The sequence below is a fragment of the Rhizobium sp. S152 genome (assembly GCF_030380735.1).
Lineage (GTDB): Bacteria > Pseudomonadota > Alphaproteobacteria > Rhizobiales > Rhizobiaceae > Rhizobium.
Genome location: NZ_JAUDRZ010000030.1, coordinates 19178 through 43119, shown reverse-complemented (window position 1 = coordinate 43119; position 23942 = coordinate 19178). Strand labels below are relative to the sequence as shown.

Sequence of the window (23942 nt, the reverse complement as noted above, 5' to 3'; positions counted from 1 at the left end):
ATGCAAAATGGATCTCGGCATCAAGGGCAAGCGCGCACTGGTATTGGCATCGTCGAGGGGGCTCGGGCATGGCATCGCCGTCGCCCTGGCGCGTGAAGGTGCGGACGTACTGTTGTGCGGGCGCAGCGGCGAAACTCTTGAGGCCAACTGCAAGGCGATCAACGCCGAAGGCAGAGGCAAGGCCGACTGGATCTGGGCAGATCTGGAAGACGAAAACTTCGTCGAGACGGTCAAGGCCGCAGCCGAAAGCAAGCTCGGCGGGATCGACATTCTCGTGAACAACACCGGCGGTCCGAAGCCCGGAACAGCCGAGGAGATCGCGGCGGATCGCCTGGAGACCTATTTCTTCTCCATGGTCCTGCGCGTTATCACGCTCACCAATGCGTTGCTGCCGGCGATGAAGGCGCAAGGCTGGGGCCGCATTCTGACGATCGCCTCTTCGGGCGTCATCGAGCCGATCGCCAATCTCGCCCTCTCCAATACGCTGCGCCCCGCGCTTGCCGGTTGGAGCAAGACGCTCGCCACCGAGGTCGCGCGCCATGGTGTGACGAGCAATCTGCTGCTTCCGGGCAGCATTTTGACCGGGCGGCTGGACGAACTGGACGGTGCGGCCGCCAAACGCACCGGCAAGAGCATGGATGACGTGCGCGCCACCAAGGAAGCGGCAATTCCGACGGGACGCTATGGGACGGTGGAAGAGTTTGCAGCCACCGCGGCGTTCCTCTGCAGCCAGCCGGCAAGCTACATCACCGGCAGTCTGGTGCGGTGCGACGGCGGCGCTGCGCGCTCGGTCTGAAGAGCGCCAAAACGCCGATCGAGCGGTCTTTCGCACGTGATCGCGCAAGACCGCCCTTTCATTACCAAACTTTAAGGCAAAATAACCGGTTAGTGATGGCCGGAGGACTGCGGCTATCTTTCTGCACCGCGGCAACCATGGTTCAATAGAGGCCTCGTTCGCCAATGCCCCCAAGAGCGGTCTCACATATGAAAAAATTCTGGATTACCACCTGTATCGTTGTCGTTGCCGGCGTCGGCGCTTGGCAATATAGGGATCACATTCCCTATCTATCCGAGCTTGGCAAGACAGGTGGTCATAGCTCAAGCGGCGACGCGCAGCAGGCAGGCGATCAATCTGGAGATCAGAAGAGCGGCAACGGCCGCAAACGCGGTGGCGGCGGACCGACGCTGGTCAAAACGGTCGCCGCGGTCAAGACGACGCTGCCTCGGGATGTGACCGCATCCGGCTGGGCCGATGCGGACGACACGACGACGATCGCGGCCCAGGAACAGGGTCTGGTGACCGAGATCGTCGCCACGGATGGCTCCACCGTCAAGCAGGGCGACCTGATCGCCAAGCTCGATGATCGCACGGCGCAGGCCGCCGTCGACAAGGACAACGCGATGATCGTACGCGACACCGCGACCGTGGCCGAGGCCGAGACGGCGCTGACGCGCGCGCAGGACCTTCTGAACTCGAAGGCCGGCACCCAGCAGACATTCGATCAGGCGAAGGCGGCACGCGACACGGCCGTCGCCACCGTGCAGGCGGACAAGGCGACCCTCGCCGCCGATCAGGTCCTGCTGGAGCACACTGAGATCCGCGCTCCCTTCGACGGCCGCCTCGGCGACATCACCGTCAGCCCCGGCGCCTTCCTTGACGCGGGCTCGGCCGTCGTGACCATCGCCAAATATGATCCTATCTTCGTGAAATTCCATTTGCAGGAACGCGACCTCAGGCAGCTCAAGCAATCGATGGCCGCCGGTCCCGTCGAGGTCAGCACGGTTCCGCAATCCGACAAGGCCAAGGCACGCCAAGGCGTCATCAGCTTCTACGACAATACCGTCGACCCTGCGTCCGGCACCATCCTCGCCAAGGCCAAGTTCGAAAACGCATCGGGCACCTTGTGGCCGGGCCAGTCGGTCAACATCGTCGTTCACTTCAACAGCAAGGAACAGCAGGTGGTCGTTCCGACCGTCGCGGTCAGCCCCGGCGCCGACGGGTTCTTCTCCTATGTCGTCAAGGACGGGAAAGCGCAGCTGACGCCGGTCACCGTGGCGCGCGCCAACGGCGACTTCACCGCCGTTTCGGCCGGGCTTTCCGAGGGCGACCACGTGGTGATCGAGGGGCAGGCGCAACTCGTCGACAAGCAGCCTATCAAGGAAGAGTTCGATGACGCGGCGCTCGATGTCGCTTCGGCCGAGCAGAAACCCAAGAAGACAGAAACCATCATGGCGGACACGGAAGAATGATACCGAATTTCTGTATCCAGCGCCCTGTCGCCACGACCCTGCTTGCGATCGGCGTGATCCTCGCGGGCCTCATGGGTTATCGGCTGGTGCCGGTGGCGGCCCTGCCTCAGGTCGATTTCCCGACCATCAACGTCTCGGCGGCGCTGAGCGGCGCCTCGCCGCAGACCATGGCGACATCGGTCTCCACTCCGCTGATCAAGCAGTTCCAGACCATTCCCGGCATCAGCGAAATCAGCGCGACCAACTCGCTCGGCAATACGAGCATCGTGCTGCAGTTCGATCTCAGCCGTGACATCGACGCGGCCGCCGCCGACGTGCAAGCGGCAATCTCGCATGCCACGCGGCAGCTGCCCGACAACATGACGACACCGCCGAGCTACCGCAAGACGAACCCTGCAGATGCGCCGGTCATGCTGCTGGCAGTGCAGAGCGATGCCATGCCGCGCAGCAAGCTCGACGAGATCGCCGAGGACATCATCTCGCCGTCACTTTCGACACTCCCCGGCGTCGCCGAAGTGACGGTGTTCGGCGCGCAAACCTATGCCGTGCGCGTCGAGGTCGATCCGAACAAGCTGCTCAATCGCAGCATCGGCATCGATACGGTCAACAAGGCGCTGGCCGCGGCCAACAGCCAAGTGCCGGTCGGCTCGCTGCAGAACGCCACGCAAAGCATGACCATCAATGCCAACACACAGCGAACCAACGCGGCGGAGTTTCGCTCGCTCGTCATCGCAAGCCCGAACGGCGCGCCGATCCACCTCGGCGATGTCGCCGACGTGCAAGACAGCGTGCAAAACCGCTACACCGGCAGCTGGTATGACGGCAACCGCAGCATCATCCTGGCCGTCCAGCGCCAGCCTGACGCCAATACCGTTGCCGTTGTCGATGCGATCAACGCGAAGCTGCCCGGCCTGCATGCCGAAATCCCGAAGTCGGTTTCCGTGCAGGTCATGAACGATTCGGCCAAGCCGATCCGCGATGCCATCGCGGACGTGAAGTTCACGCTGTTCCTGACGATCGGGCTCGTCGTCCTGGTGATCTACCTCTTCACCGGTCACCTGACCGCCACCATCATCCCAGGCCTCGCGGTGCCGCTGTCGCTCATCTCGACCTTCGGGATGATGTACGTGCTCGGATACAGCATCGACAACATCTCTCTGCTCGGCCTGACGCTTGCCGTCGGTCTCGTGGTCGACGACGCGATCGTCATGCTCGAAAACATCCTGCGCCACGTGGAAGAAGGCATGCCGGTGCTGGCCGCCGCCGTCAAAGGTGCGGGCGAAGTCAGCGGCACCATCGTCTCCATGTCGGTGTCGCTGATCGCCGTCTTCATCCCCATCCTTTTGATGGGCGGTGTCGTCGGGCGCATCTTCAACGAGTTCGGCATGGTGGTGGCGATCGCCATCATCGCGTCGGCGATCGTCTCGCTGACCGTGACGCCGATGCTTGCCTCGCGTCTCGGCAGTGGCCATGACCGGCCACCCTTCTTCATCCGCTGGTTCGATGCCGGCTTCGACTGGACGCTTCGCGGCTACGGCCGTGCGGTCGGCTGGTGCCTCGATCACCGGCCCACCATCCTGTTTCTGTTCGCGGGCTCCGTCGGGCTGACCGTCTACCTTTTCATGACGCTGCCATCGAGCTTCTTCCCCACCGAGGATATCGGCCGCCTGAACATTTCCACCCGCGCGCGGCAGGACATATCCTATCAAGCGATGGAAACCCTGCAGAACAAGGCCGCCGAACTAGTGAAGGAGAACCCGGCCGTCAATCATGTGATGTCGATCGTCGGCGGCAACGCCCGCAGCCCGCTCAACAACGGCACGATGTATGTGGAGTTGAAGGACAGGGAGCAGCGCCCACCGCTTGATCAGACCTTGCGCGAACTGCGCGCCAGCATTTCCAAGATTCCAGGCCTGCAGGCCTATATCACGCCGCAGCAAAGCCTGCGCTTCGGCGGACGCCAGACGGCCAGCCAGTACCAGCTGGTGGTCCAGGCTCTCAGCGCTGATCAGACTGCTCTGTGGGCCGACAAGATCCAGAAGGCGCTGCGTGCCGATTCGCGCTTTACCGACGTGACGTCGGATGCGCAGAACAATGCGCTACAGGCAAATATCGTGGTGGACACGGAAAAGGCAGCCGCCTTCGGCGTCGACGACGACCAGTTACGCACCACCCTGCAGGAGGCCTTCGGGGGTTACGCGGCGGCCCAGATCCAGTCCACCGGCGACAGCTACGACGTCATCGTCGAGTATGACACCAACAGGCCCTGGGACGACCAGAAACTCCAGGAGATCCGCGTCGCCTCGAGCAGCGGCGCGCTGGTGCCGCTGTCGAACTTCGCGACAGTACAGCGCACGACCGGGCCGGTGACCATCAACCAGACCGGCCAGCTTGTATCGACGACCGTGTCCTTCAACCTGCCGGCCGGCCAGTCGCTGAGCGACGCGACGGCGGCGATCGACCAGATCAAGAGGGATATCGACATGCCGGCGGATGTGTTCACATCCTATGGCGGGACGGCCCAGATCTTCCAGCAGTCTCAGGGCAACACGCCGCTGCTGATCATCGCTGCCGTGTTGACGATCTACGTGGTGCTCGGCGTTCTCTACGAGAGCTTCATCCATCCGCTGACCATCCTCTCCGGCCTGCCGGCCGCAGCCCTCGGCGCGCTGCTTGCGCTCAAGGTGATGGGCTTCGACCTGTCGATCATCGCGTTGATCGGCCTGCTGATGCTGATCGGCATCGTCAAGAAGAACGCGATCATGATGATCGACGTGGCGCTGGAAAACTTGCGCTCGGGAACCGGCATGTCCCCGTCGGAAGCAATCCACGAGGCCTGCGTGCGGCGTTTCCGGCCGATCATGATGACGACCTTCTGCGCTTTGCTCGGCGCGCTGCCCATCGCGCTTGGCAGCGGCGCAAGCTCGGAACTCCGCCAGCCTCTCGGCATTGCCGTCGTCGGCGGCCTGATCGTCAGCCAAGCGCTGACGCTGTTCATCACGCCGGTCATTTTCGTCGAGATGGGCAAGTTCAACGATTGGCTGCTTGGTCTCGGACGCAAGAAGAAAGAGGCGGAACACGAGGAAGAGGTTCCGACAGCGATGGCTGCCGAATGATGCAACGGGCGCCTCGGGCGCCCGTTTTCTTTTCATCTCATGCCTTGAATATGTAAGGCCCCTGTGGCATCACGCGCCCTCCTGAATTCGGGCGCTGCCTTTTCTCGCGCGCCGGCGGAGCCAGTCTCCGGTCTCAAATAACAATTGATCTCAAGAGGTGCGAGCATGGCTCAGGCGCTGGGTTTGGACTTTGGCACGACGAATACCGTCATCGCTTCGGCGAGCGGCAATACGACCCATTCGATGAATTTCACCAGTGCCGCCGGCACCGCCGACAGCATGCGCACCGCGCTGTCGTTCATGAAGGACCGCAATCTCGGCGCCTCGGCGCTCAAGGTCGAGGCCGGGCATGCGGCGATCCGCCAATTCATCGACAATCCCGGCGACTGTCGTTTCCTGCAATCGATCAAGACCTTCGCGGCCAGCCCGATTTTCCAGGGCACGCTCATCTATGCGAAGCGCCATAGCTTCGAGGACCTGATGGAGATTTTCCTACGGCGTCTGAAAAACTATGCCGGGGAGGAATGGCCTACCGATACCAAGCGTATCGTGGCCGGCCGGCCCGTGCATTTCGCCGGTGCCAGTCCGGACCCGGCACTTGCGGCGGAGAGATATAATGCGGCCCTCTCCCGCTTCGGCTTTCCTGAGATCCACTATGTCTACGAGCCGGTCGCGGCGGCGTTCTACTTCGCGCAGAACCTCAAGGCCGATGCCACTGTTCTGGTCGCCGACTTTGGTGGCGGTACGACCGACTATTCGCTGATCCGCTTCGAGACGATAGCCGGCAAGCTTACCGCGACGCCGATCGGTCATTCGGGCGTCGGTGTCGCCGGCGATCACTTCGACTACCGCATCATCGACAATGTCGTGGCGCCACAGATCGGCAAGGGGAGCCATTTCAAGAGCTTCGACAAGATCCTTGAAGTGCCAACCAACTACTATTCGAGCTTCGGCCGCTGGAACCAGCTGTCGATCTTCAAGACGTCGCGCGAGTTCGAGGATTTGAAGAAGCTGGTGCGCACCGCGCTGGAGCCGGAGAAGCTCGAGACCTTCATCGATCTCGTCGATCACGATGAGGGTTATCCGCTCTACCAGGCGGTGTCGGCGACCAAGATGGCGCTGTCGGCAAATGAAGAAGCGGCCTTCGATTTTGCCCCGCTCGGCAAAGGTGGTCATCGCACCGTACGCCGCTCGGATTTCGAGGGCTGGATCAGTGACGACCTCGCCCGCATCGAAGGCGCGCTCGACGATGTGCTGCAAACGACGAACACGCCATCCTCGGCGATCGACAAGGTGTTCCTCACCGGTGGCACATCCTTCGTGCCGGCCGTGCGCCGCATATTCACGGAACGCTTCGATGCCGCTCGCATCGAGACCGGTGGCGAGCTTCTCTCGATCGCGCATGGTCTGGCGCTGATCGGCGAGCGGGACGATATCACGCAATGGACGGTGTAATAGCCGGCCTTGCCGTTTGCGTGCTCTTTCATTGAGGCCAAGGCTTCGCTAAGGTCGCGGCCATGATTTCCGTCAACGACCTCTCTCCGGGCGAGCTCGCCGCGCTTCTGCATTTTCATGCGGATGCGGGCGTCGAATGGCTGCTGGAAGAAGAGGCGGTCGACAGGTTCGCGGAATTCGAGGCCATGAGGGCGGCTAGGCGCAGCGCAGCGCCCACTCAGCAGGCAGTCCCGCCAAGCGGCGGATCGGCAAGACAAGCAGCGCCGACGCAGCCAAGGGCGGCGGCCGCCGAGCGCCCGGTGGCTCAAAGACCGTCTATTCCCGATGGCGAGGCCGTGCAGCAGGCGCGGTTTGCCGCTGAATCAGCGCGCTCGCTGGATGAACTGAAAACGGCCATCGAAGCCTTCAACGGCTGCAACCTCAAACACAGCGCCCGCTCCACCATCTTTGCCAGCGGGGATGCGGCAAGCGGCATCATGGTCATCGGATCCGGTCCGGGCGCCGAGGACGACCGGGAAGGACAGGCTTTCGCCGGACGTCCCGGTCTACTGCTCGACAAGATGCTTGCGGCCATCGGCCTCGAGCGCAGTGCGATCATGCTGACGCAGGTCATTCCCTGGCGGCCGCCGGGCAACCGGATTGCATCGCCGGCGGAGATGGACATCTGCCGCCCCTTCATAGAACGCCAAATCGCGCTGGCCGAATCAAAGGTGGTGCTGCTGCTTGGAAACTACGCCGCACGGGTGTTTTTCGGCGAGGGAGACACGATCCACGGACTGCGCGGCCAATGGCGCGAGATCGGTGTCGACGGACGAATGATTCCGGCCATGGCGACCCTGCATCCGCAAGACCTTCTGACTGCGCCAGTCAATAAGCGCTTGGCCTGGCAGGATTTATTGGCTTTTCAGGCAAAGCTGGCAACACTGTAGATTGCCCGAAAAATAATCACGTTTGGCACTTTTGTGAAAATCGACATGCGCTAAACGCATAGCTGTCCCTTATTCTTACATGTTGTAAATGCCATGCTGCGCTGCAATATTAACGTCGTGTCTTGGGAGGAATAAACAGGAACCAAGGCCATGAGCACACAGTTTCGCAATACCCCCTGCAGGTTTGAAACCCTGCGACATGCGAGCGACCACGTTCGCGCGATGCAGAGCAACGGCCACATCGGCTTCGCCACCAACGAGCAGATTGTCGCTCGCGGGACCGGTATGAGCGGACGCATCGCGCGTCCTGCCAGTCTCTTTGCGGATTTCCAGCAGTACTGAGTAGCGAGGCGACCGCCTCGCAGCATTCCGGGCTTAGATCATGACGACCATCATCGTTTCACTCCTATGCAAGTTCGACGCGATCGAGCATATCCGCGCAGCCGTGCGCGCCGCCGAGGAGTATGAGCGGGAATCCGCGCCGCGCCCTTCCTCAGGCATCCAGCCGGAATGCGCAACGATCGGCCTCTAGGTCGCCTTTTCCGCCTGACCCTTCGCCCAATGGAACGCTTCGTCGATACAAGCGAACTTGATCGCCTGCCAGTGGCAATATTCGTTCACGAACGCGCGGGACATCCATAGTTCCGGTTTGTCGGCGGCCTCTTCCCAGCCAAGGCAGCCATGCTGCACCGCCTTTGCAAACAGCCGCTGCAGATGCGTGCGCGATATCATGAAGTCCGCGGCCAGCGCACGGGTGTCGAGATGGCCGATCGGATAGCGTTGCGGATGCGTGCTGTCGAGATCGATCCGTGACACCAGATAGTCCACGATCAGGCCGCCCGCGTCGTTCCAGAGGAACAGGGCAATACGCTCGGAAGGCTCGCGCCATGCATGGTCGGCAAGGCAGTCGCGGGCGATGCGTGGTTGCATAGTGCGGATGAGTTCAGGATGATCGACGAAATACGTGGCGCGCGTGCCGCCATCCAGTACGTCTAGAGCGACCAAATTGGAATGCATCCAGCCCACCATGCCCTGATGAGTGACTTCCGAGGCATGGTAGTGACGCGGCCGCCTCCGCTCGTCGCCGGCTTCACAGACGATGAAGCGATAGGTCAGCAGCTCGTCGATGAAGCTCAAGATTGTGTTGCGGCTCGCGGCTTTGTGGCGGGTGATCTCGTTTACCAGCGCGACGGCCGTAAGACCTGACGCCGGGATCGCGAGATCGCGCTCCATGCTCAGCGCATAGGCGGTTTGTGCAAGCAGCCAGCGCTGGTGAGAAGCAAGAAGACGCGCAAGGCGCGGGCCGGCGTCGAAGAGACCGCGCATGCGGACGGCATGAAATCGAACCGTCGCCAGGAATTGCGGATCACCGGCAAGCTGTTCGACACTGAGCGGCATGTCTTCCCCGTATGCGTATCCATCGTCTCGGCCGGCGATGATACCTCGTCGCATCCGACCAACTCCACGAAGTCTCCGATAGATGAGACTTCGTCAAGTTCACAATGCATACGATCCGATCGCGCGCCACTCCAATAATTGATGGTTTATTGCGACACGCGGCGGGCAAGTGCGAGCTGATGCTCGCGAAAGATGATGAATATGCCGGCAGCAACGACGATCACCGTGCCCAACAGCATGCTTGCCGTGGGAATATCGCCGAAAACGAAGTAGGCCACGATGCTGCCTATGACGATCGAGGTATATTCAAACGGCGCCATCGTCGAGACGTCGGCATGGCGATAACTCTCGGTGAGCAGAATTTGAGCGACGCCGCCGCAGAAGCCGGCGGCAATCAACAGAAGCTGCGGCTTGAGATCCAGAAAATCCCAGCCAAACGGAATGGTCGCCAGCGAGAAGACGGACGCGATGATCGAGAAATAGAGCACGATGGTCGACGTCTTCTCCTCTTCAACGAGCCGACGCACCTGGATCATCGCCATACCGCCAAGAACGGAGGCCAGAAGTACGGCAATCGCGCCAATCGCCTGTTCCGCCTCGATACCTTCGCCACTGAGCAGCGTGAGCTTCGGCCAGGAGATGATTCCCACGCCGACCATTCCGATCAGCACCGCACTCCATCGATAAAGGCGCACGGTCTCGCCGAGAAACAGCGCGGCGAAGACGACGGCTACCAGCGGCAGCGCATAGCCGAGCGCGATCGCCTCCGGCATCGGCAGATGCAGAAGGCCGTAGAAGCCCAGCCCCATGGAAATGATGCCGAGCGTGCCGCGTGTGAGATGCCCGAACGGGTTTGCGGTTTGGAAGGCCGACTTGAGCTGCCCGCGATAGGCGAGATAGGCCATGATCGGAAACAACGCGAAGAAGGAGCGGCAGAACGTAACCTGTCCTGGCGGTATTTCAGGTCCAGCCAGCTTGATGAAGGTCTGCATCGCCAGAAAGACCACCACCGAGGCCACTTTGCACGCAATACCCTTTATCGGGTTTCCGGAAGCCGATCGCATATTCAAGAACTCTACGGGAACTGTCTGAGGCAAGAAATCGTCAGAATCGATACCTGACAACTGTGTCAGGCACCATCTCGATTGAACAGGTCCACCACTAAAAATCGGCATCTGCCGATATTTTTGTCACGACGCAAGAACAGTTCGATGAAATTCTTATCAGCCGCCGGACTAACCTGGAATTCTTCGGCAGCCACACGACCAAGTTAACGATTTCACAACCATAAAAGACACTATTATCAGCAATATCTCAGTCTTTCTCTTTTCCATATTCGACAGCCATTTGCAGGATCATTTCATGACGTACCTTGAAAAGCGTAGCGTTGGTCGCAATCCGCCCGTTGCCACTCCCCGTTCGATGCGTGTCGTTACAGAAGAGATCGGCACTGATCTCGAACGCTTCAGCGCTTCGAATTCGCATGTGGTCAAGCAGATCCGGCTGCTCGCCATCAACGCTCTTATCGAAGCCGCTCGTGCTGGCGAGACGGGAAAAGGCTTCGCTGTCGTCGCCAACGAGGTCCAGCGCCTTGCTCAGGTCGCAAGCGATATCGCCGGCAAGTTCGAGAGCAATGTACTGGGGCGTATCGGCCTCTCGCGTTCGATGGCTGAATCGCTCGTCAATGAGATGGAAGGCGTTCGCCTGACGGACCTCGCCCAGACGCTCATCCAGCTCATCGTCCGAAACCTGTTCGAGCGCACCGCCGATGTCAGGTGGTGGGCGACGGATACCGCCCTTTGGGAAGCACTGCAGGATCCGAACAAGGAACACGCAAGCTTCGCCGCGGAGCGGCTTGGCGTCATCAACCGCTTCTACACCGTTTATCTCGATCTGGTGCTCACAGACCTGTCAGGTCGGGTGGTCGCTTCGGCCAATCCCAATTTCCAGCGAAAGATCGTCGGCAGTTCGCTCGCCAGCGCCCCCTGGTTCCAGGCGGCTTCGCGTTGCGCCAACGGCGACGACTACATCGTCGACGAAGTCCGCCAGAGCCATCTGCACGGCGATCGCACCGCGCTTGTCTACGCAACCGGCGTTCGCGAGGGCGGCAAGTTGGATGGGAAGATCGTGGGCACCCTCGGTGTCTATTTCGACTGGCAGAACCAGGGTCAGGCGATCGTCGACAAGGAAGCCAATCTGCCCCCGCAAGTAGCGGAACAGACAACCGTGCTCCTGCTCGACGGCTCCAACAGGATCATCGCCTCCAACAATCCGGCGCTGGTATTCACCCATTTCGCGCTACAGAACCAGGCAGGCCAGCCGCGCGGACACTACTACGACAACAATGGCTCCATCGTCGCCTTCGCAAAGACGCTCGGCTATGAAGATTATGACGGGTTGGGCTGGCATGGGGTGGTCATCCAGAGAACGGAAGAGGATTCCGCCATCCGCTCGTCCCTGGACTTGAGATAGTTCGCCGCTCGCCGGACTATACCGGCCAGCCCGCCGGTCAAATCTTCCGTTACATGCAAATCGCTTTAACTTTAGTTCAGACTTTAATGTAATCATGCCCTTCAAGATTTGTGGAGCGGGGCATGCCCGCGCAAAGCGCTATTCGTTAAAGGTCTTCAGGAACCATCATGCGTACAGATATCGGCCAGGTCATCAATCTGGCAGACTACCAGCCCACCGACTTCGTTCTGGAACGCGTGGACCTTACCTTCGAGCTTGATCCCGAAAATACCAAGGTCGAAGCACGCCTGATCCTCCATCGCCGCGACGGCGTGGACAAGAAGGCGCCCCTAGTTCTCGATGGCGATGAACTGACGCTCTCCAGCCTGCTGCTCGACCAGATCGATATCCCGCCCGCGCAATATGATGCGACGCCGGAAAGCCTGACGATCCGCGATCTTCCCGAAGAAACCCCGTTCGAAGTCTGCATTACCAACTACATCAATCCGACCGCCAACACGCAGCTGATGGGCCTTTATCGCACCAGCGGCCTCTATTCGACGCAGTGCGAGGCGGAAGGCTTCCGTCGCATCACCTATTTCCCCGACCGTCCCGACGTTCTCGCGCCCTACACGATCACCATCATCGCGGCCAAGGAGGGGAACCCTCTGCTGCTGTCGAACGGCAATTTCCTCGGCGGCGGCAATTACGACGAAGGCCGTCACTTCGCCGCCTGGTTCGACCCTCATCCGAAGCCGAGCTATCTCTTCGCGCTCGTCGCCGGCGATCTTGGCGTGATCGAGGACAGTTTCACGACCATGTCCGGCCGCGAGGTCGCACTGAAAATTTACGTCGAGCACGGCAAGGAGCCGCGCGCGACCTACGCCATGGATGCGCTGAAGCGCTCGATGAAGTGGGACGAGGAAGTTTTCGGCCGCGAATACGACCTCGACATCTTCATGATCGTCGCCGTCTCCGACTTCAACATGGGCGCCATGGAGAACAAGGGGCTCAATGTCTTCAATGACAAGTATGTGCTTGCCGATCCGGAGACCGCGACGGATGCCGATTACGCCAATATCGAGGCGATCATCGCGCATGAATACTTCCACAACTGGACCGGCAACCGCATCACCTGCCGCGACTGGTTCCAGCTCTGCCTCAAGGAAGGGCTGACCGTCTATCGCGACCACGAGTTCTCCGCTGACCAGCGCTCGCGTCCTGTCAAGCGCATCGCCGAAGTGCGTCACCTTAAGTCGGAACAGTTCCCCGAGGATGGCGGCCCGCTGGCGCATCCGGTGCGCCCGACCACCTATCGCGAAATCAACAACTTCTACACGACGACGGTCTATGAAAAGGGCAGCGAAGTCACGCGCATGATCGCGACGCTGCTCGGCAAGGACTTGTTCAAGAAAGGCATGGATCTCTACTTCGATCGCCATGACGGCCAAGCCGTGACGATCGAGGATTTCGTCAAGTGCTTCGAGGAAGCCAGCGGCCGCGACCTTGGCCAGTTTTCGCTGTGGTATCATCAGGCGGGTACGCCGCTGGTCACTGCATCGGGAACATATGACGCCGCCGCCAAGACCTTCAGCCTCGCGCTCGAGCAAATGGTCCCCGCGACACCCGGCCAGAGCGACAAGAAGCCGATGCATATTCCGCTCAGCCTGGCGCTGTTTGCCGAAGACGGCAACGCGTTCGAGCCAAGCTCCGTCACGGGTGCAGAGTTCACCGGCGGCGTACTGCACCTTACCGAACGTACGCAGACGGCGGTCTTCCAGGGCATTGGCTCGCGCCCGGTCGTTTCGATCAACCGCAGCTTCTCGGCGCCGATCAACCTGCACTTCGACCAGTCGCCAGCCGACCTTGCGCTGCTCGCGCGGCACGAGACCGATCATTTCGCCCGTTGGCAGGCCCTGACCGATCTGGCGCTTCCCAATCTCCTGAAGGCCGCTCGCGATGCGCGTGATGGCAAGACCATCGCCTCGGAAAAGACCTTCGTCGATACGCTGCTGATTGCCGCTGCCGATGAGAGCCTCGAGCCCGCCTTCCGAGCTCAGGCGCTGGCGCTGCCGAGCGAATCCGATATGGCGCGCGAGCTTGGCGGCAACAATGACCCCGACGCGATCCATGCCGGCCGGCAGGCGGTGATCAAGCAGATCGCCGATGCGGGCAAGGATGTGTTCGCCGCACTCTACGATGCCATGACCACACCCGGCGAGTTCAGCCCGGACGCCAAGAGCGCCGGCCGCCGCGCGCTACGCAACACCGCCCTCACCTTCCTGTCCTACGCCGAGAATTCCCCGGCCCGGGCGAAGGCGGCGTTCGACGGCGCCAACAACATGACCGACCTCTTGCAGGCGCTGACGATCCTGGCGCATCGCTTCCCGGACAGCAGCGAGGCCACGGATGCGCTCGCGTCCTTCCGTGATCGCTTCGCGGAAAATGCGCTCGTCATCGACAAATGGTTCGCGGTGCAGGCCACCATTCCGGGCGCCGGCACGCTGGATCGGGTGGTGAAGCTGATGGACAATCCGCTCTTCAAGCGCACCAATCCGAACCGCATGCGCGCGCTGGTCGGCACCTTCGCCTTCACCAACCCGACAGGCTTCGGTCGTGCCGACGGCGAAGGCTATCGCTTCCTCGCACGTGAGATCCTCGATATCGATCGCCGCAACCCACAATTGGCGGCGCGCATCCTGACATCGATGCGTTCCTGGCGTGCTTTGGAGCCGGTTCGGGCGGAGCATGCGCGGGCGGCACTTGCCGAAATCGCGCAGTCTTCCGAGCTCTCGACCGACGTTCGCGACATCGTCGAACGGACGCTCAAGGGGTGATTTGCCCGGGACGGCCAACGCATCATCAGCGGCGGCCTTTCATCGTGCAACGAAAAGCAAGCATCTAGAATCGGTTAACGGATTTTTACCTTTTCCTCTGGACAAGGCGAATCGCGAATGATTCATTGAGTCAGGTTCGGGCGAGCGGCGCAGCGAATCACACGAGGGATCAAGGCTAAAGATGATGAACGTGCGGCGGGCAACCGTGGCCGATGGACGGCTGCGTGTCGATTTCGAGGGGTTCCGCGCCTGGCGGCAGGCCTTCACCGAGAAGGCCGCGCGCGCTCCCCAGCCATCGTCCCGCAGTCTCTCTCAGGTTGAAATCATCCTCAAGCGTATCATTCCGCTTCTGATCGTCGCCTTTCTCGCGGTCGTTGCCGTCTCCCACGTGGTCGGCATGATGTCCGAGTATAGCCGGATGGAGGCAGCCGCCCGTCATTCCACCGCTCTTGCCGCCGCGACCGCTGCTGCCGCCCTTGCCGACATGGATACCGCCTTCGAGACCGGCGATGCCGAAGCCGCCCAACTGCGCCTGACGCGGTTCCTGCCGCAAGACCGTCTCGATGACGATGCGTTCGTGCTGCTGGTACAGCCGAGCGGGAAGGTATTCGCCTCGACGGTCGCCGGCAGCGCCTATATCGGCGAGAGCGTCGGCGATTTCTTTTCGGAGGTGTCGACGATCCGCCGTTTCGGCGACCGCGCCGGTGTTATCGAGACTTCGATCAGCGGCCGTCCCTACTATGCGGAAATCACGCCGATCGGCTCGTCGGGCGGCTATGTCATCGCCGCGACCTCACTGGAGCGCATCGCTACGTTGTGGCGCGAGGAGGTGACCCTCAATGTCACCCTGTTCGCCGGCATCTCATCGATCCTGCTCGTCATCCTCTATGCATACTACATGCAAGTACGACGCGCTCGCGACGCGGACGAGATATTTCTTGAATCCAATCTGCGCGTCGATACCGCGCTTTCGCGCGGTCGTTGCGGTTTGTGGGATTTCGATTTCGATCGCCGCGAATTCTACTGGTCGCGCTCGATGTACGATATGCTCGGCCTGCCGGCTTCGGAGCATCCCATGTGCTTCAGCGACGCGGCACGCCTGATTCACCCTGACGACAATGGCATCTACGACATTGCCCGCTCGATCGCACGAGGCGATGCTGGACAGGTCGACCAGATTTTCCGCATGCGTCACGCCGGTGGACACTACGTGTGGATGCGTGCCCGCGCGCAGGCGATCCGGGCCAACTCCGGCCGCGTCCACATGATCGGCATCGCGATGGACGTCACGGAACAGCACCGCTTGGCCCAACGCTATGCCGAGGCCGACCAGCGTTTGGCTGATGCCATCGAAAGCACGTCCGAGGCTTTCGTACTCTGGGACAAGAACGACCGCCTGGTGATGTGCAACGCACACTATCAGCAGGCCTACCGCCTGCCCGACAGTGTACTCGTACCAGGTACCGAACGCACCGTCGTCAACGCGGCAGCCGCCCGTCCCGTCATCGAGCGTCGTATCGCGGATGCAGACCGCTCCAGCTATTCCCGCACCACGGAAGTTCAGCTCGCGGATGAGCGCTGGCTGCAGATCAACGAGCGACGTACCCGCGACGGCGGCATGGTTTCCGTCGGCACCGACATCACGCTTCTGAAGCGCAACCAGGAGCGGCTGCGCGAATCCGAACGGCGCCTGATGGCGACCATCGGCGACCTCTCCTCCTCTCGTCAGACGCTGGAGAGCCAGAAGGCGGCGCTCTCCATCGCCAACGCCAACTATCTCCTCGAGAAGGAACGCGCGGAAGCCGCGAACAAGGCCAAGTCCGAGTTTCTCGCCAACATGTCGCATGAGCTGCGGACACCACTCAACGCCATCCTCGGCTTCTCCGAGATCCTGCAGGATCAGATGTTCGGGCCGCTCGGCTCTGCAAAATACAACGAGTATTCGCGCGACATTCACGACAGCGGCAAGCACCTGCTCAACGTCATCAACGACATCCTCGACATGTCGAAGATCGAAGCCGGTCACATGAAGCTCGAATGCGAGACGATCGATCTCGTGCCGCTGATCGAGGAAAGCCTGCGCTTTACCTCCATCCCTGCCGCAGAGAAGGGCATCGAGATCGAGCAGCGTCTTTGCCAGGGCATGACGCTGATGGCCGACCGCCGCGCCATGAAGCAGATCCTGCTCAACCTGCTTTCCAATGCCGTGAAGTTTACCAATGACGGCGGCCGCATCGCCGTCCGCACGCGCCGCACCGCGAAGGGCGTAATGCTGACGATCGCCGACACCGGTATCGGCATTCCGAAGGCTTCGCTCTGCAAGATCGGCCAGCCCTTCGAGCAGGTGCAGCAGCAATATGCCAAGAGCAAGGGTGGCTCCGGCCTTGGCTTGGCAATCTCCCGCTCTTTGACCTCGCTGCATGGCGGGCGCATGAAAATCCGCTCGCGCGAAGCGATCGGCACAATCATTTCCCTTCACATCCCGGATAGCGTGGCCGAAGCCTAATCCTTCACCACCGACTGGAACACCTTTCGGACGGCCTTGGACAGGCGTTTGACTTCGCCTTCCAGCGTCTTGATATCGGGGCAGTCACCGGCCCGGCACACCAGATCAATGAGGCCTGCTGGAGCCTGCTTGGGATCGAACAGCCCGTCGATGCACAAGCGGATCAGCTGCGAGAGATCGGTGTAAAGGGTCAGCGCCTCGATGCATATATCGACATCGCTCGCAGCCATCAGCTTGCCCCCGAGCAACTTGAGTGCCTCGGCCGTGTTCAGGCCGTTCACCTTGACATCTATGCCCTTCGCCGGGGCGATCAGCGTCAGGTACTGCGCGATGAATTCGATGTCGACCAGCCCGCCCGGTATCAGCTTGAAATCCCAGATACTGCCGGGCGGCTTTTCGGTCTCGATCAGGTCGCGCATCTCGGCGACGTCGTGGGTCACCTTGCCGGTGTCGCGCTTTGCCGCCAGCACCTGCGCGATCACGCGTTCCGCCTCTTCCGTCAGGCTGCGATCGCCCCAGATCAGCCTGGCGCGGCTAAGCGCCATATGTTCCCAGGTCCAGGCTTCCTCGCGCTGGTACTTCTCGAAGGCGCCGATGCGCGTGGCGACCGGTCCCTTGTTGCCCGAGGGACGCAGACGCATATCGACCTCGTAGAGCACGCCTTCGGCTGTGGGCGCCGAGAGAGCAGCGATCAGCCGTTGCGTGATGCGGGTGAAATAGCGCGTCGAATCGAGCGGCTTGGCACCATCGGATTCGGAGGCTGTGTCATCGTAATCGTAGAGGAGGATGAGGTCGACATCGGAGCCGGCCGTCAGCTCGAAGCTGCCGAGCTTGCCCATGCCGGCAACGGCAACACGGCCGCCGGGAAAATCGCCATGGGCCGCATGGATCTCGCCCAGAACCGCGTTCAACGCGGCATCGATGATGAGATCGGCGAGATGCGTGAAGGCGCGGGCCGCCATGCTGCCGTTGATCGTGCCCGTCAGCAGCCGGATACCGATCAGGAATCGCTGCTCGGCCGCGAAGATGCGCAGGAGATCGAGTATCTCTTCGTAGTGTCGGGCCTGCTGGAGGGAGCTCTTCAGGCGCTCGGCGAGATAATCCCGTGTCGGCAGCTGCGCCATGAGGCGGGGATCGAGCATGCCGTCGAAGACATGCGGCCTGGCGGCGATCACCTCGGCAAGACGGGGGGCTGATGACATGATGTTGACGATGAGGGAGAGCAGTGCCGGGTTGCTGCTAAGCAGCGAGAACAGCTGGATGCCCGCCGGGAGGCCGGAGAGGAAGCTGTCGAAGCGCAGGATCGCCTCGTCGGCGCGGGTGCTCTCACCGAAGACGCGCAGCAGCTGCGGTGTGAGCTCCGTCAGCCGCTCACGTGCCTCGACCGACTGGGTCGCCCGGTAGCGACCGTAATGCCAGGTGCGAATGACGCGAGAGATATCCGAAGGGCGCTCGAAGCCGAGCTTGCTCAGCGTCTTCAGCGTGTCGGGATCGTCGCCCTGACCGGTGAAGACCAGGTTTCCGGTCTCGGTGGAGAGGCCGGTTTCCTGCTCGAACAGGCGTGCATAGCGCCGCTCGACGGTGCGGAAGACTTCCACCAGCCGCTCGGAGAAACTCGACGTGTCGCCGTAACCCATCATGAAGGCAATGCGCTTCAGGTCGGCTTCGGCCTCCGGCAGCAAATGGGTCTGTTCGTCACGCACCATCTGGATGCGATGCTCGACGTCGCGCAGGAACCAGTAGGCTTCCGTCAGCTCGTCGCGCGTCTCCTCGTCGATCCATTTCGCCTTGGTCAGTTCCGCAAGCGTCTCCTCCGTGGGGCGGCTGCGCAACTGCGGCATGCGGCCGCCGGCGATCAGCTGCTGGGTCTGGGCGAAGAACTCGATCTCGCGGATGCCGCCGCGGCCGAGCTTGACGTTGTGACCTTTCACAGCAATGGCACCATGGCCCTTGTGGGCGTGGATCTGCCGCTTGATGGAATGGATATCGGCGATCGCCGCATAGTCGAGATACTTGCGGAAAACGAAGGGCACGAGCCCGCGCAGGAACTCTTCGCCCGCGGCGATATCGCCGGCCACGGCGCGGGCCTTGATGAAGGCGGCGCGTTCCCAGTTCTGGCCCCTGCCCTCATAATAGATCATCGCCGCATCGACGGGGATGGCGAGGGGCGTCGAGCCCGGATCAGGGCGCAGGCGCAGGTCGGTGCGAAAGACATAGCCGTCGGCGGTGCGCTCCTGCATGATCCGCACGAGCCGACGCATCAATCGCGGAAAGACGTCGATCGCGTCGTCGGGATCGGGCACGATGCCCGCTTCCTCGTTGAAGAAGACGACGAGGTCGATGTCGGAGGAATAATTGAGCTCGCCGGCGCCGAGCTTGCCCATGCCCAGCACGATCAACCCGGAGCCTTCGCTGGGCGCCAAGGTGTTCTTCAGCCTGATCTTGCGCCCGTCATTGGCAGAGAGCAGCAAATGGTCGATGGCGGCGGCGACGGAGGCCTCCGCCAGCCGGCTCAGCCAGGCGGTGGTGGTGCGACCATCGAAGACACGTGCGAGGTCGGCCAACGCGACCAGGAAGGCCACGCGGCGCTTGATGACCCGCAGGCGGCTCATCACATCGGATTCGCTCGGTATGCCGCCATCGGGCTGCGGCTTCCAGCAGTTGCGGGCGTCGGCGATCAGCGCTTCGAGCTGCGGCTCCAGCGGCTCTGAAATCGCAAGGGAGAGAACGGCCGGATCGATATTGGCGGTATCACGCAGGTACGGCGAGAGCGTCAGCGCTGACGTCACGAATTCGCGCAGTGGGGTCTCGGTCTTGAGCATCGCGGCAACCGCCGGCTCGCTCTTGCCGATCTTCTGCAGGTCGGTCTGGGCGAGTTTCAGCTCGGTCTTGTTCAGCGGCTTCAGCAAGCCGTTGGCAACGCTCGCGATACTATGTTCCGATTTCGTCAGCATGCGCCCTCCCCGGCAACCAGCAGCGAAGCAGCCGGGGAAGAATCATCGCTCCGGCTGCTTCCGTGTAAGTTAGGGTCTGGGAGGGTAATGGCCAACAGCCAATTGTCGCGGCTCACTTCACCGGGAAGATCATGCTGACCGTCAGGCCGCGGTTTTCGGTGTTATCCGGCTCGCTGTCGGAAAGCTCCAACCGGCCGCCATGCAGTTCCATGACGGCTTCAACGAGTGATAGGCCCAGACCGGTTCCGGGCTTTGAACGGCTTTCGTCGAGACGATAGAAGCGCTTCAGCACGTCCTCGCGCTTTTCGGCCGGGATGCCCGGACCGTGATCCGCGACCGAGAGGCAGATGCCGTCAGGGCGTCTCGTCAACCCGATCGAGATGCCCTTGCCGCCCTCTATGCCGGACGAATACTTGATGGCGTTGTCGATCAGGTTGAAGATCGCCTGGCCGATCAGTTCGCGATTGCCCTGAACCTCGATCGATGGCTCGATTGCCGAGGACAGCTCGAGCGCGGCTTCCTCCGCAACGGGCTCATAAAGCTCGGCGCTATCGGCGACGATCGCGGAGAGATCGACCATCGACATCTCGGCCGCCACCGATCCTGCCTCGACGCGAGAGATCATCAGAAGCGCGTTGAAAGTGCGGATCAGCTGGTCTGATTCGGAAATAATCCCCTCCAGCGCGACGCGGCGGGTTTCCGCATCCGGCGTATCGATCGCGTCGGCCGCCTTGTTGCGCAGGCGCGTGAGCGGCGTCTTCAGATCATGCGCGATGTTGTCTGACACCTGCCGCAGGCCCTCGTTCAGCTTCTCGATGCGGTCGAGCATGGCGTTCAGCGAGGTGGAGAGGCGATCAAACTCGTCGCCGGAACCGACAACCGGCAGGCGCTGCGAGAGATCGCCGGCCATGATCTTCTTGCTCGCCGCCGACATGCGGTCGATGCGCTTCAGCGCATTGCGGCCGATGCCGAACCAGATGATCACGGCGCCGAGGCCCATGATCGCCAGGGCAATCATCAGCGCCTGCCGCACCAGCACGCGAAACGCCTCGGGCTCGCCAAGGTCGCGGCCGATCAGCAGGCGCAGGCCGTTGTCGAGGACGAAGATGTTGGCCACCGCCATATGCGGCTTGTCGCGCCCGCTCTCCGAATAGCGCTGGTAGCGGAAGGGCATGGATGTCCAGCCTTCTTCCTCCAGAACGCCCGGCTGTACCGAGGCGACGTTGCCCGCGAGGATATCGCCGGAGGGGGCGGCGATGATGTAGAGATTGGCACCCGGCTGGCGGGCGCGGCGCTCCATCGTGCGCAGAAGCAGGTTCATGCCGCCGGCGTCATAGGCGCGCTGCACCTGATCAACCTCCTGCTGCACGGCCTCGTGGATCTGGCTGGTGAGGAGACGTTCGGACATGGCCGTCACGTAGAAGACGAGCACGGCCGCGCAGATCGCGAAGAGCAGGATGTAGAGTGCCGAAAGACGGACCGCCGTGGACTTCCACAGCAACCAGAAACGGTTCATCCCTCGTCCTTGATCATGTAGCCAGCGCCGCGGATCGTCTTCAGCAACGGCTGGCTGAAGTCCTTCTCGATCTTCGAGCGCAACCGCGAGACGTGGACGTCGATGACATTGGTCTGGGGATCGAAGTGATAGTCCCAGACATTTTCGAGCAGCATCGTCCGGGTCACGACCTGTCCGGCGTTCTTCATCAGATATTCCAGCAGGCGGAATTCGCGCGGCTGCAACGGAATATCGCGTCCGCCTCGGCGGACCTCGTGCGCGAGACGGTCGAGTTCGAGGTCACCAACACGATAGACGACGTCCTGATCGGGAGTCCCCTTGCGGCGGCCGAGCACCTCGACGCGGGCCAAAAGTTCGCTGAAGGCATAGGGCTTCGGCAGATAGTCGTCGCCGCCGGCGCGCAGACCGGTCACGCGGTCATCGACCTGACCGAGGGCGGAGAGGATGAGGACGGGAGTATGAATGCCCTTGCGGCGCAGCTCGCTGATGACGGAAAGACCATCGCGGCGCGGCAGCATGCGGTCGATGACGATGACGTCGTAAGTGTTCTCCGAGCCCATGAACAGCCCGCTTTCGCCATCGCTGGCGTGGTCGGCCACGATGCCGGCTTCACGGAATGCCTTGGTGAGATAGACCGCGGCCTCCAAATCGTCTTCGATGATCAGAATCTTCATGCGGCCGACATTACCTACCGGTTGCGTTTCGGCAAGGCTCAAAGCGTCTTCCTGTTGTGCAGAGGTCATTGCGGTCACTCACCATCCATTGACGGAAGGGAGCCGCGCCTTGTGAGCGCGGCTCCCGTCTTGATCAGAGCTGGGCGGAATTAGCCCTGATCATTGATCGGGAGGGCAACGAAGCGGCTGCCTTCCTTGGACTGGATCTGGAAGAGCGCGCGGGTGCGGCCATCCTTCTTCGCCTGGTTCAGAACCTTGACGACATCATCGGCCGAGGTGACATCCTGGTTGTTGACCGAGGTGATCTTCTCGCCTTCCTTGATGCCCTTGTCGGCGGCATCGGAGTTCGGGTCGATGCCGGTGATCTGCAGGCCCTTGCCATCGTCGGCCGGACCGACGCTGAGGCCGAGGTCGGCAAGCGCCTTTTCGGAAGCGGGCGCCTGTGTTTCTGGTGCCTGATCGCCATCGTCAACCGAGGCGTCCTTCTGCTCGGCCGGAAGAGTGCCGAGTTCGACTGTCAGCGGCTGCGACTTGCCGGAGCGCCAGACAGACAGCTCGACCTTCTTGCCCGGCGTCATTGCACCGATGCGGCGGCTGAGATCACGGGCATCCTTGACGGTCTCGCCATTGACGGCAGTGACGACGTCGCCAGCCTTCATGCCGGCCTTTTCGCCGGGTGTGCCGGCCTGCGCTGAGACGACAAGCGCGCCGTTTGCCTCGGAGAGACCGAGCGAGTCGGCGATATCCTTGGTGACAGGCTGGATCTGCACACCGAGATAGCCGCGAGATACCTGGCCGTCCTTCATCAGGTCGGCGACCACGTCCTTGGCGGTCGAGGCCGGAATGGCGAACGCAATACCGACATTGCCACCCGACTGGGAGAAGATCGCTGTGTTAATGCCGACGACTTCGCCATTGAGATTGAAGCTCGGACCACCGGAGTTGCCGCGGTTCACGGCCGCGTCCACCTGGAGATAGTCGTCGTAGGGACCGGAGCCGATGTCACGACCACGAGCAGAGACGATACCCGCCGTCACCGTGCCGCCGAGACCGAAGGGGTTGCCAACGGCAACGACCCAGTCACCGACGCGGACATTGTTGTCATCGGCCCAGTTTACGTAGGTGAACTTTTTGCCCTTGCCGTCGACCTTCAGTACGGCGAGGTCGGTGCGCGGATCCTTGCCGATAAGCTTGGCATCGAGTTCGGTGCCGTCATTCATGACAGCGACGAAGGCGGCGCCATCGGAGACGACGTGGTTGTTGGTGACGATGTAACCGTCTTCGGAGATGAAGAAGCCGGAGCCCTGGGCAACCGGACGCAGGCGACCCTTGCCGTCATGCGGTCCGAAGTGCTTGCCGGGAGGGCCACGGCGGGCGTCCGGACCGTTCGGGCCTTGCTCGCCGAACTGGCGGAAGAAAGGCTTCAGTGCGTCGGGAATGTTGTCCAGGTCACGACCGCCAAAATCGAAGGAAAAGCCGTTTCCGTCATCGTTGGAAACAGGATTGATGCGGTTTTCGACACGGACCGAGACGACGGCCGGCGACACGGCATCGACGACGTTCGCGAAGCTCGGGACGGACGGGGACTGGACCTTGACGGCTTCGGCATAGGAACGGGTGATTTCGAGGGGAATGCCAGTCGCCAGCACCGCGGCAGCAAGACCGGCAACGGTCGAGGCCTTCAGCATGGTATTGAGCGACGGAGCCTTGATGTTCTTCAGCATGGTACGCACCTTTGTTGTCTGCATTCTACAGGGTCGGCAACCACCGGAGCCGGTGTTGTTGAATACAGATATAGGGTGGAGCACCTTACTGCGAACTGTCCGGGCGATGAAAAATCGGTAATGTCGGCAAGT

Annotated in this window: 16 protein-coding genes; 10 read left to right on the top strand and 6 right to left on the bottom strand. The window is 61.7% G+C overall.

The annotated features are described in order from the left end of the window. Positions 1-7 precede the first annotated feature (7 nt). From QTL95_RS24805 to QTL95_RS24775, 7 genes are all read left to right on the top strand, one after another. Positions 8-796, top strand: coding sequence for an SDR family oxidoreductase (locus QTL95_RS24805; protein WP_289722570.1), 789 nt, complete (start codon positions 8-10; stop codon positions 794-796). 188 nt (positions 797-984) lie between these two features. After that, entirely contained in the window at positions 985-2250 is a 1266-nt protein-coding gene (locus tag QTL95_RS24800; RefSeq protein ID WP_289722569.1) for an efflux RND transporter periplasmic adaptor subunit, read from the top strand. Beyond that, entirely contained in the window at positions 2247-5366 is a 3120-nt protein-coding gene (locus tag QTL95_RS24795; RefSeq protein ID WP_289722568.1) for an efflux RND transporter permease subunit, read from the top strand. Before QTL95_RS24800 ends, QTL95_RS24795 begins: the two co-directional genes overlap by 4 nt. A gap of 165 nt (positions 5367-5531) precedes the next feature. Then, positions 5532-6821, top strand: coding sequence for an Hsp70 family protein (locus tag QTL95_RS24790; RefSeq protein WP_289722567.1), 1290 nt, complete (start codon positions 5532-5534; stop codon positions 6819-6821). 62 nt (positions 6822-6883) lie between these two features. After that, positions 6884-7750: a uracil-DNA glycosylase gene (locus tag QTL95_RS24785; protein ID WP_289722566.1), complete on the top strand. Its 867-nt coding sequence runs from the start codon at positions 6884-6886 to the stop codon at positions 7748-7750. Positions 7751-7900: 150 nt separating this feature from the next. Continuing rightward, positions 7901-8092 (top strand): hypothetical protein, encoded by a 192-nt coding sequence (locus QTL95_RS24780; protein WP_289722565.1) that lies wholly within the window; start codon positions 7901-7903, stop codon positions 8090-8092. A 40-nt stretch (positions 8093-8132) separates the two neighbouring features. Then, positions 8133-8282, top strand: a complete 150-nt coding sequence (locus tag QTL95_RS24775) for a hypothetical protein (protein ID WP_289722564.1) — start codon at positions 8133-8135, stop codon at positions 8280-8282. Here the strand turns inward: QTL95_RS24775 and QTL95_RS24770 are convergent. Both QTL95_RS24770 and QTL95_RS24765 read right to left on the bottom strand, forming a co-directional pair. Continuing rightward, entirely contained in the window at positions 8279-9148 is an 870-nt protein-coding gene (locus tag QTL95_RS24770) for a hypothetical protein (protein WP_289723162.1), read from the bottom strand. The genes QTL95_RS24775 and QTL95_RS24770 overlap by 4 nt on opposite strands. 146 nt (positions 9149-9294) lie before the next feature. After that, a complete protein-coding gene (locus tag QTL95_RS24765; RefSeq protein ID WP_289722563.1) occupies positions 9295-10212 on the bottom strand; it encodes a DMT family transporter in 918 nt (305 codons plus the stop codon). A gap of 298 nt (positions 10213-10510) precedes the next feature. Here QTL95_RS24765 and QTL95_RS24760 point away from each other — a divergent pair, with 298 nt between their 5' ends. From QTL95_RS24760 to QTL95_RS24750, 3 genes are all read left to right on the top strand, one after another. Then, positions 10511-11620: a methyl-accepting chemotaxis protein gene (locus tag QTL95_RS24760; protein ID WP_289722562.1), complete on the top strand. Its 1110-nt coding sequence runs from the start codon at positions 10511-10513 to the stop codon at positions 11618-11620. Positions 11621-11787: 167 nt separating this feature from the next. Next, positions 11788-14436, top strand: coding sequence for an aminopeptidase N (gene pepN, locus QTL95_RS24755; RefSeq protein WP_289722561.1), 2649 nt, complete (start codon positions 11788-11790; stop codon positions 14434-14436). Between the two features lie 181 nt (positions 14437-14617). After that, positions 14618-16942: a PAS domain-containing sensor histidine kinase gene (locus QTL95_RS24750; RefSeq protein WP_289722560.1), complete on the top strand. Its 2325-nt coding sequence runs from the start codon at positions 14618-14620 to the stop codon at positions 16940-16942. On the opposite strand, the gene QTL95_RS24745 is transcribed toward QTL95_RS24750, so the two are convergent. The 4 genes from QTL95_RS24745 to QTL95_RS24730 all read right to left on the bottom strand — a co-directional run bounded on the left by QTL95_RS24745 (position 16939) and on the right by QTL95_RS24730 (position 23810). Next, a complete protein-coding gene (locus QTL95_RS24745; protein WP_289722559.1) occupies positions 16939-19896 on the bottom strand; it encodes a bifunctional [glutamine synthetase] adenylyltransferase/[glutamine synthetase]-adenylyl-L-tyrosine phosphorylase in 2958 nt (985 codons plus the stop codon). The genes QTL95_RS24750 and QTL95_RS24745 overlap by 4 nt on opposite strands. A 112-nt stretch (positions 19897-20008) precedes the next feature. Then, the gene (locus QTL95_RS24740; protein WP_289722558.1) at positions 20009-21412 is read right to left on the bottom strand and encodes a sensor histidine kinase; all 1404 of its coding nucleotides are present in this window, start codon (positions 21410-21412) and stop codon (positions 20009-20011) included. After that, entirely contained in the window at positions 21409-22155 is a 747-nt protein-coding gene (locus QTL95_RS24735) for a response regulator transcription factor (RefSeq protein WP_289722557.1), read from the bottom strand. Before QTL95_RS24735 ends, QTL95_RS24740 begins: the two co-directional genes overlap by 4 nt. Positions 22156-22235: 80 nt before the next feature. After that, positions 22236-23810, bottom strand: coding sequence for a Do family serine endopeptidase (locus QTL95_RS24730; RefSeq protein WP_289722556.1), 1575 nt, complete (start codon positions 23808-23810; stop codon positions 22236-22238). Positions 23811-23942: the final 132 nt, after the last annotated feature.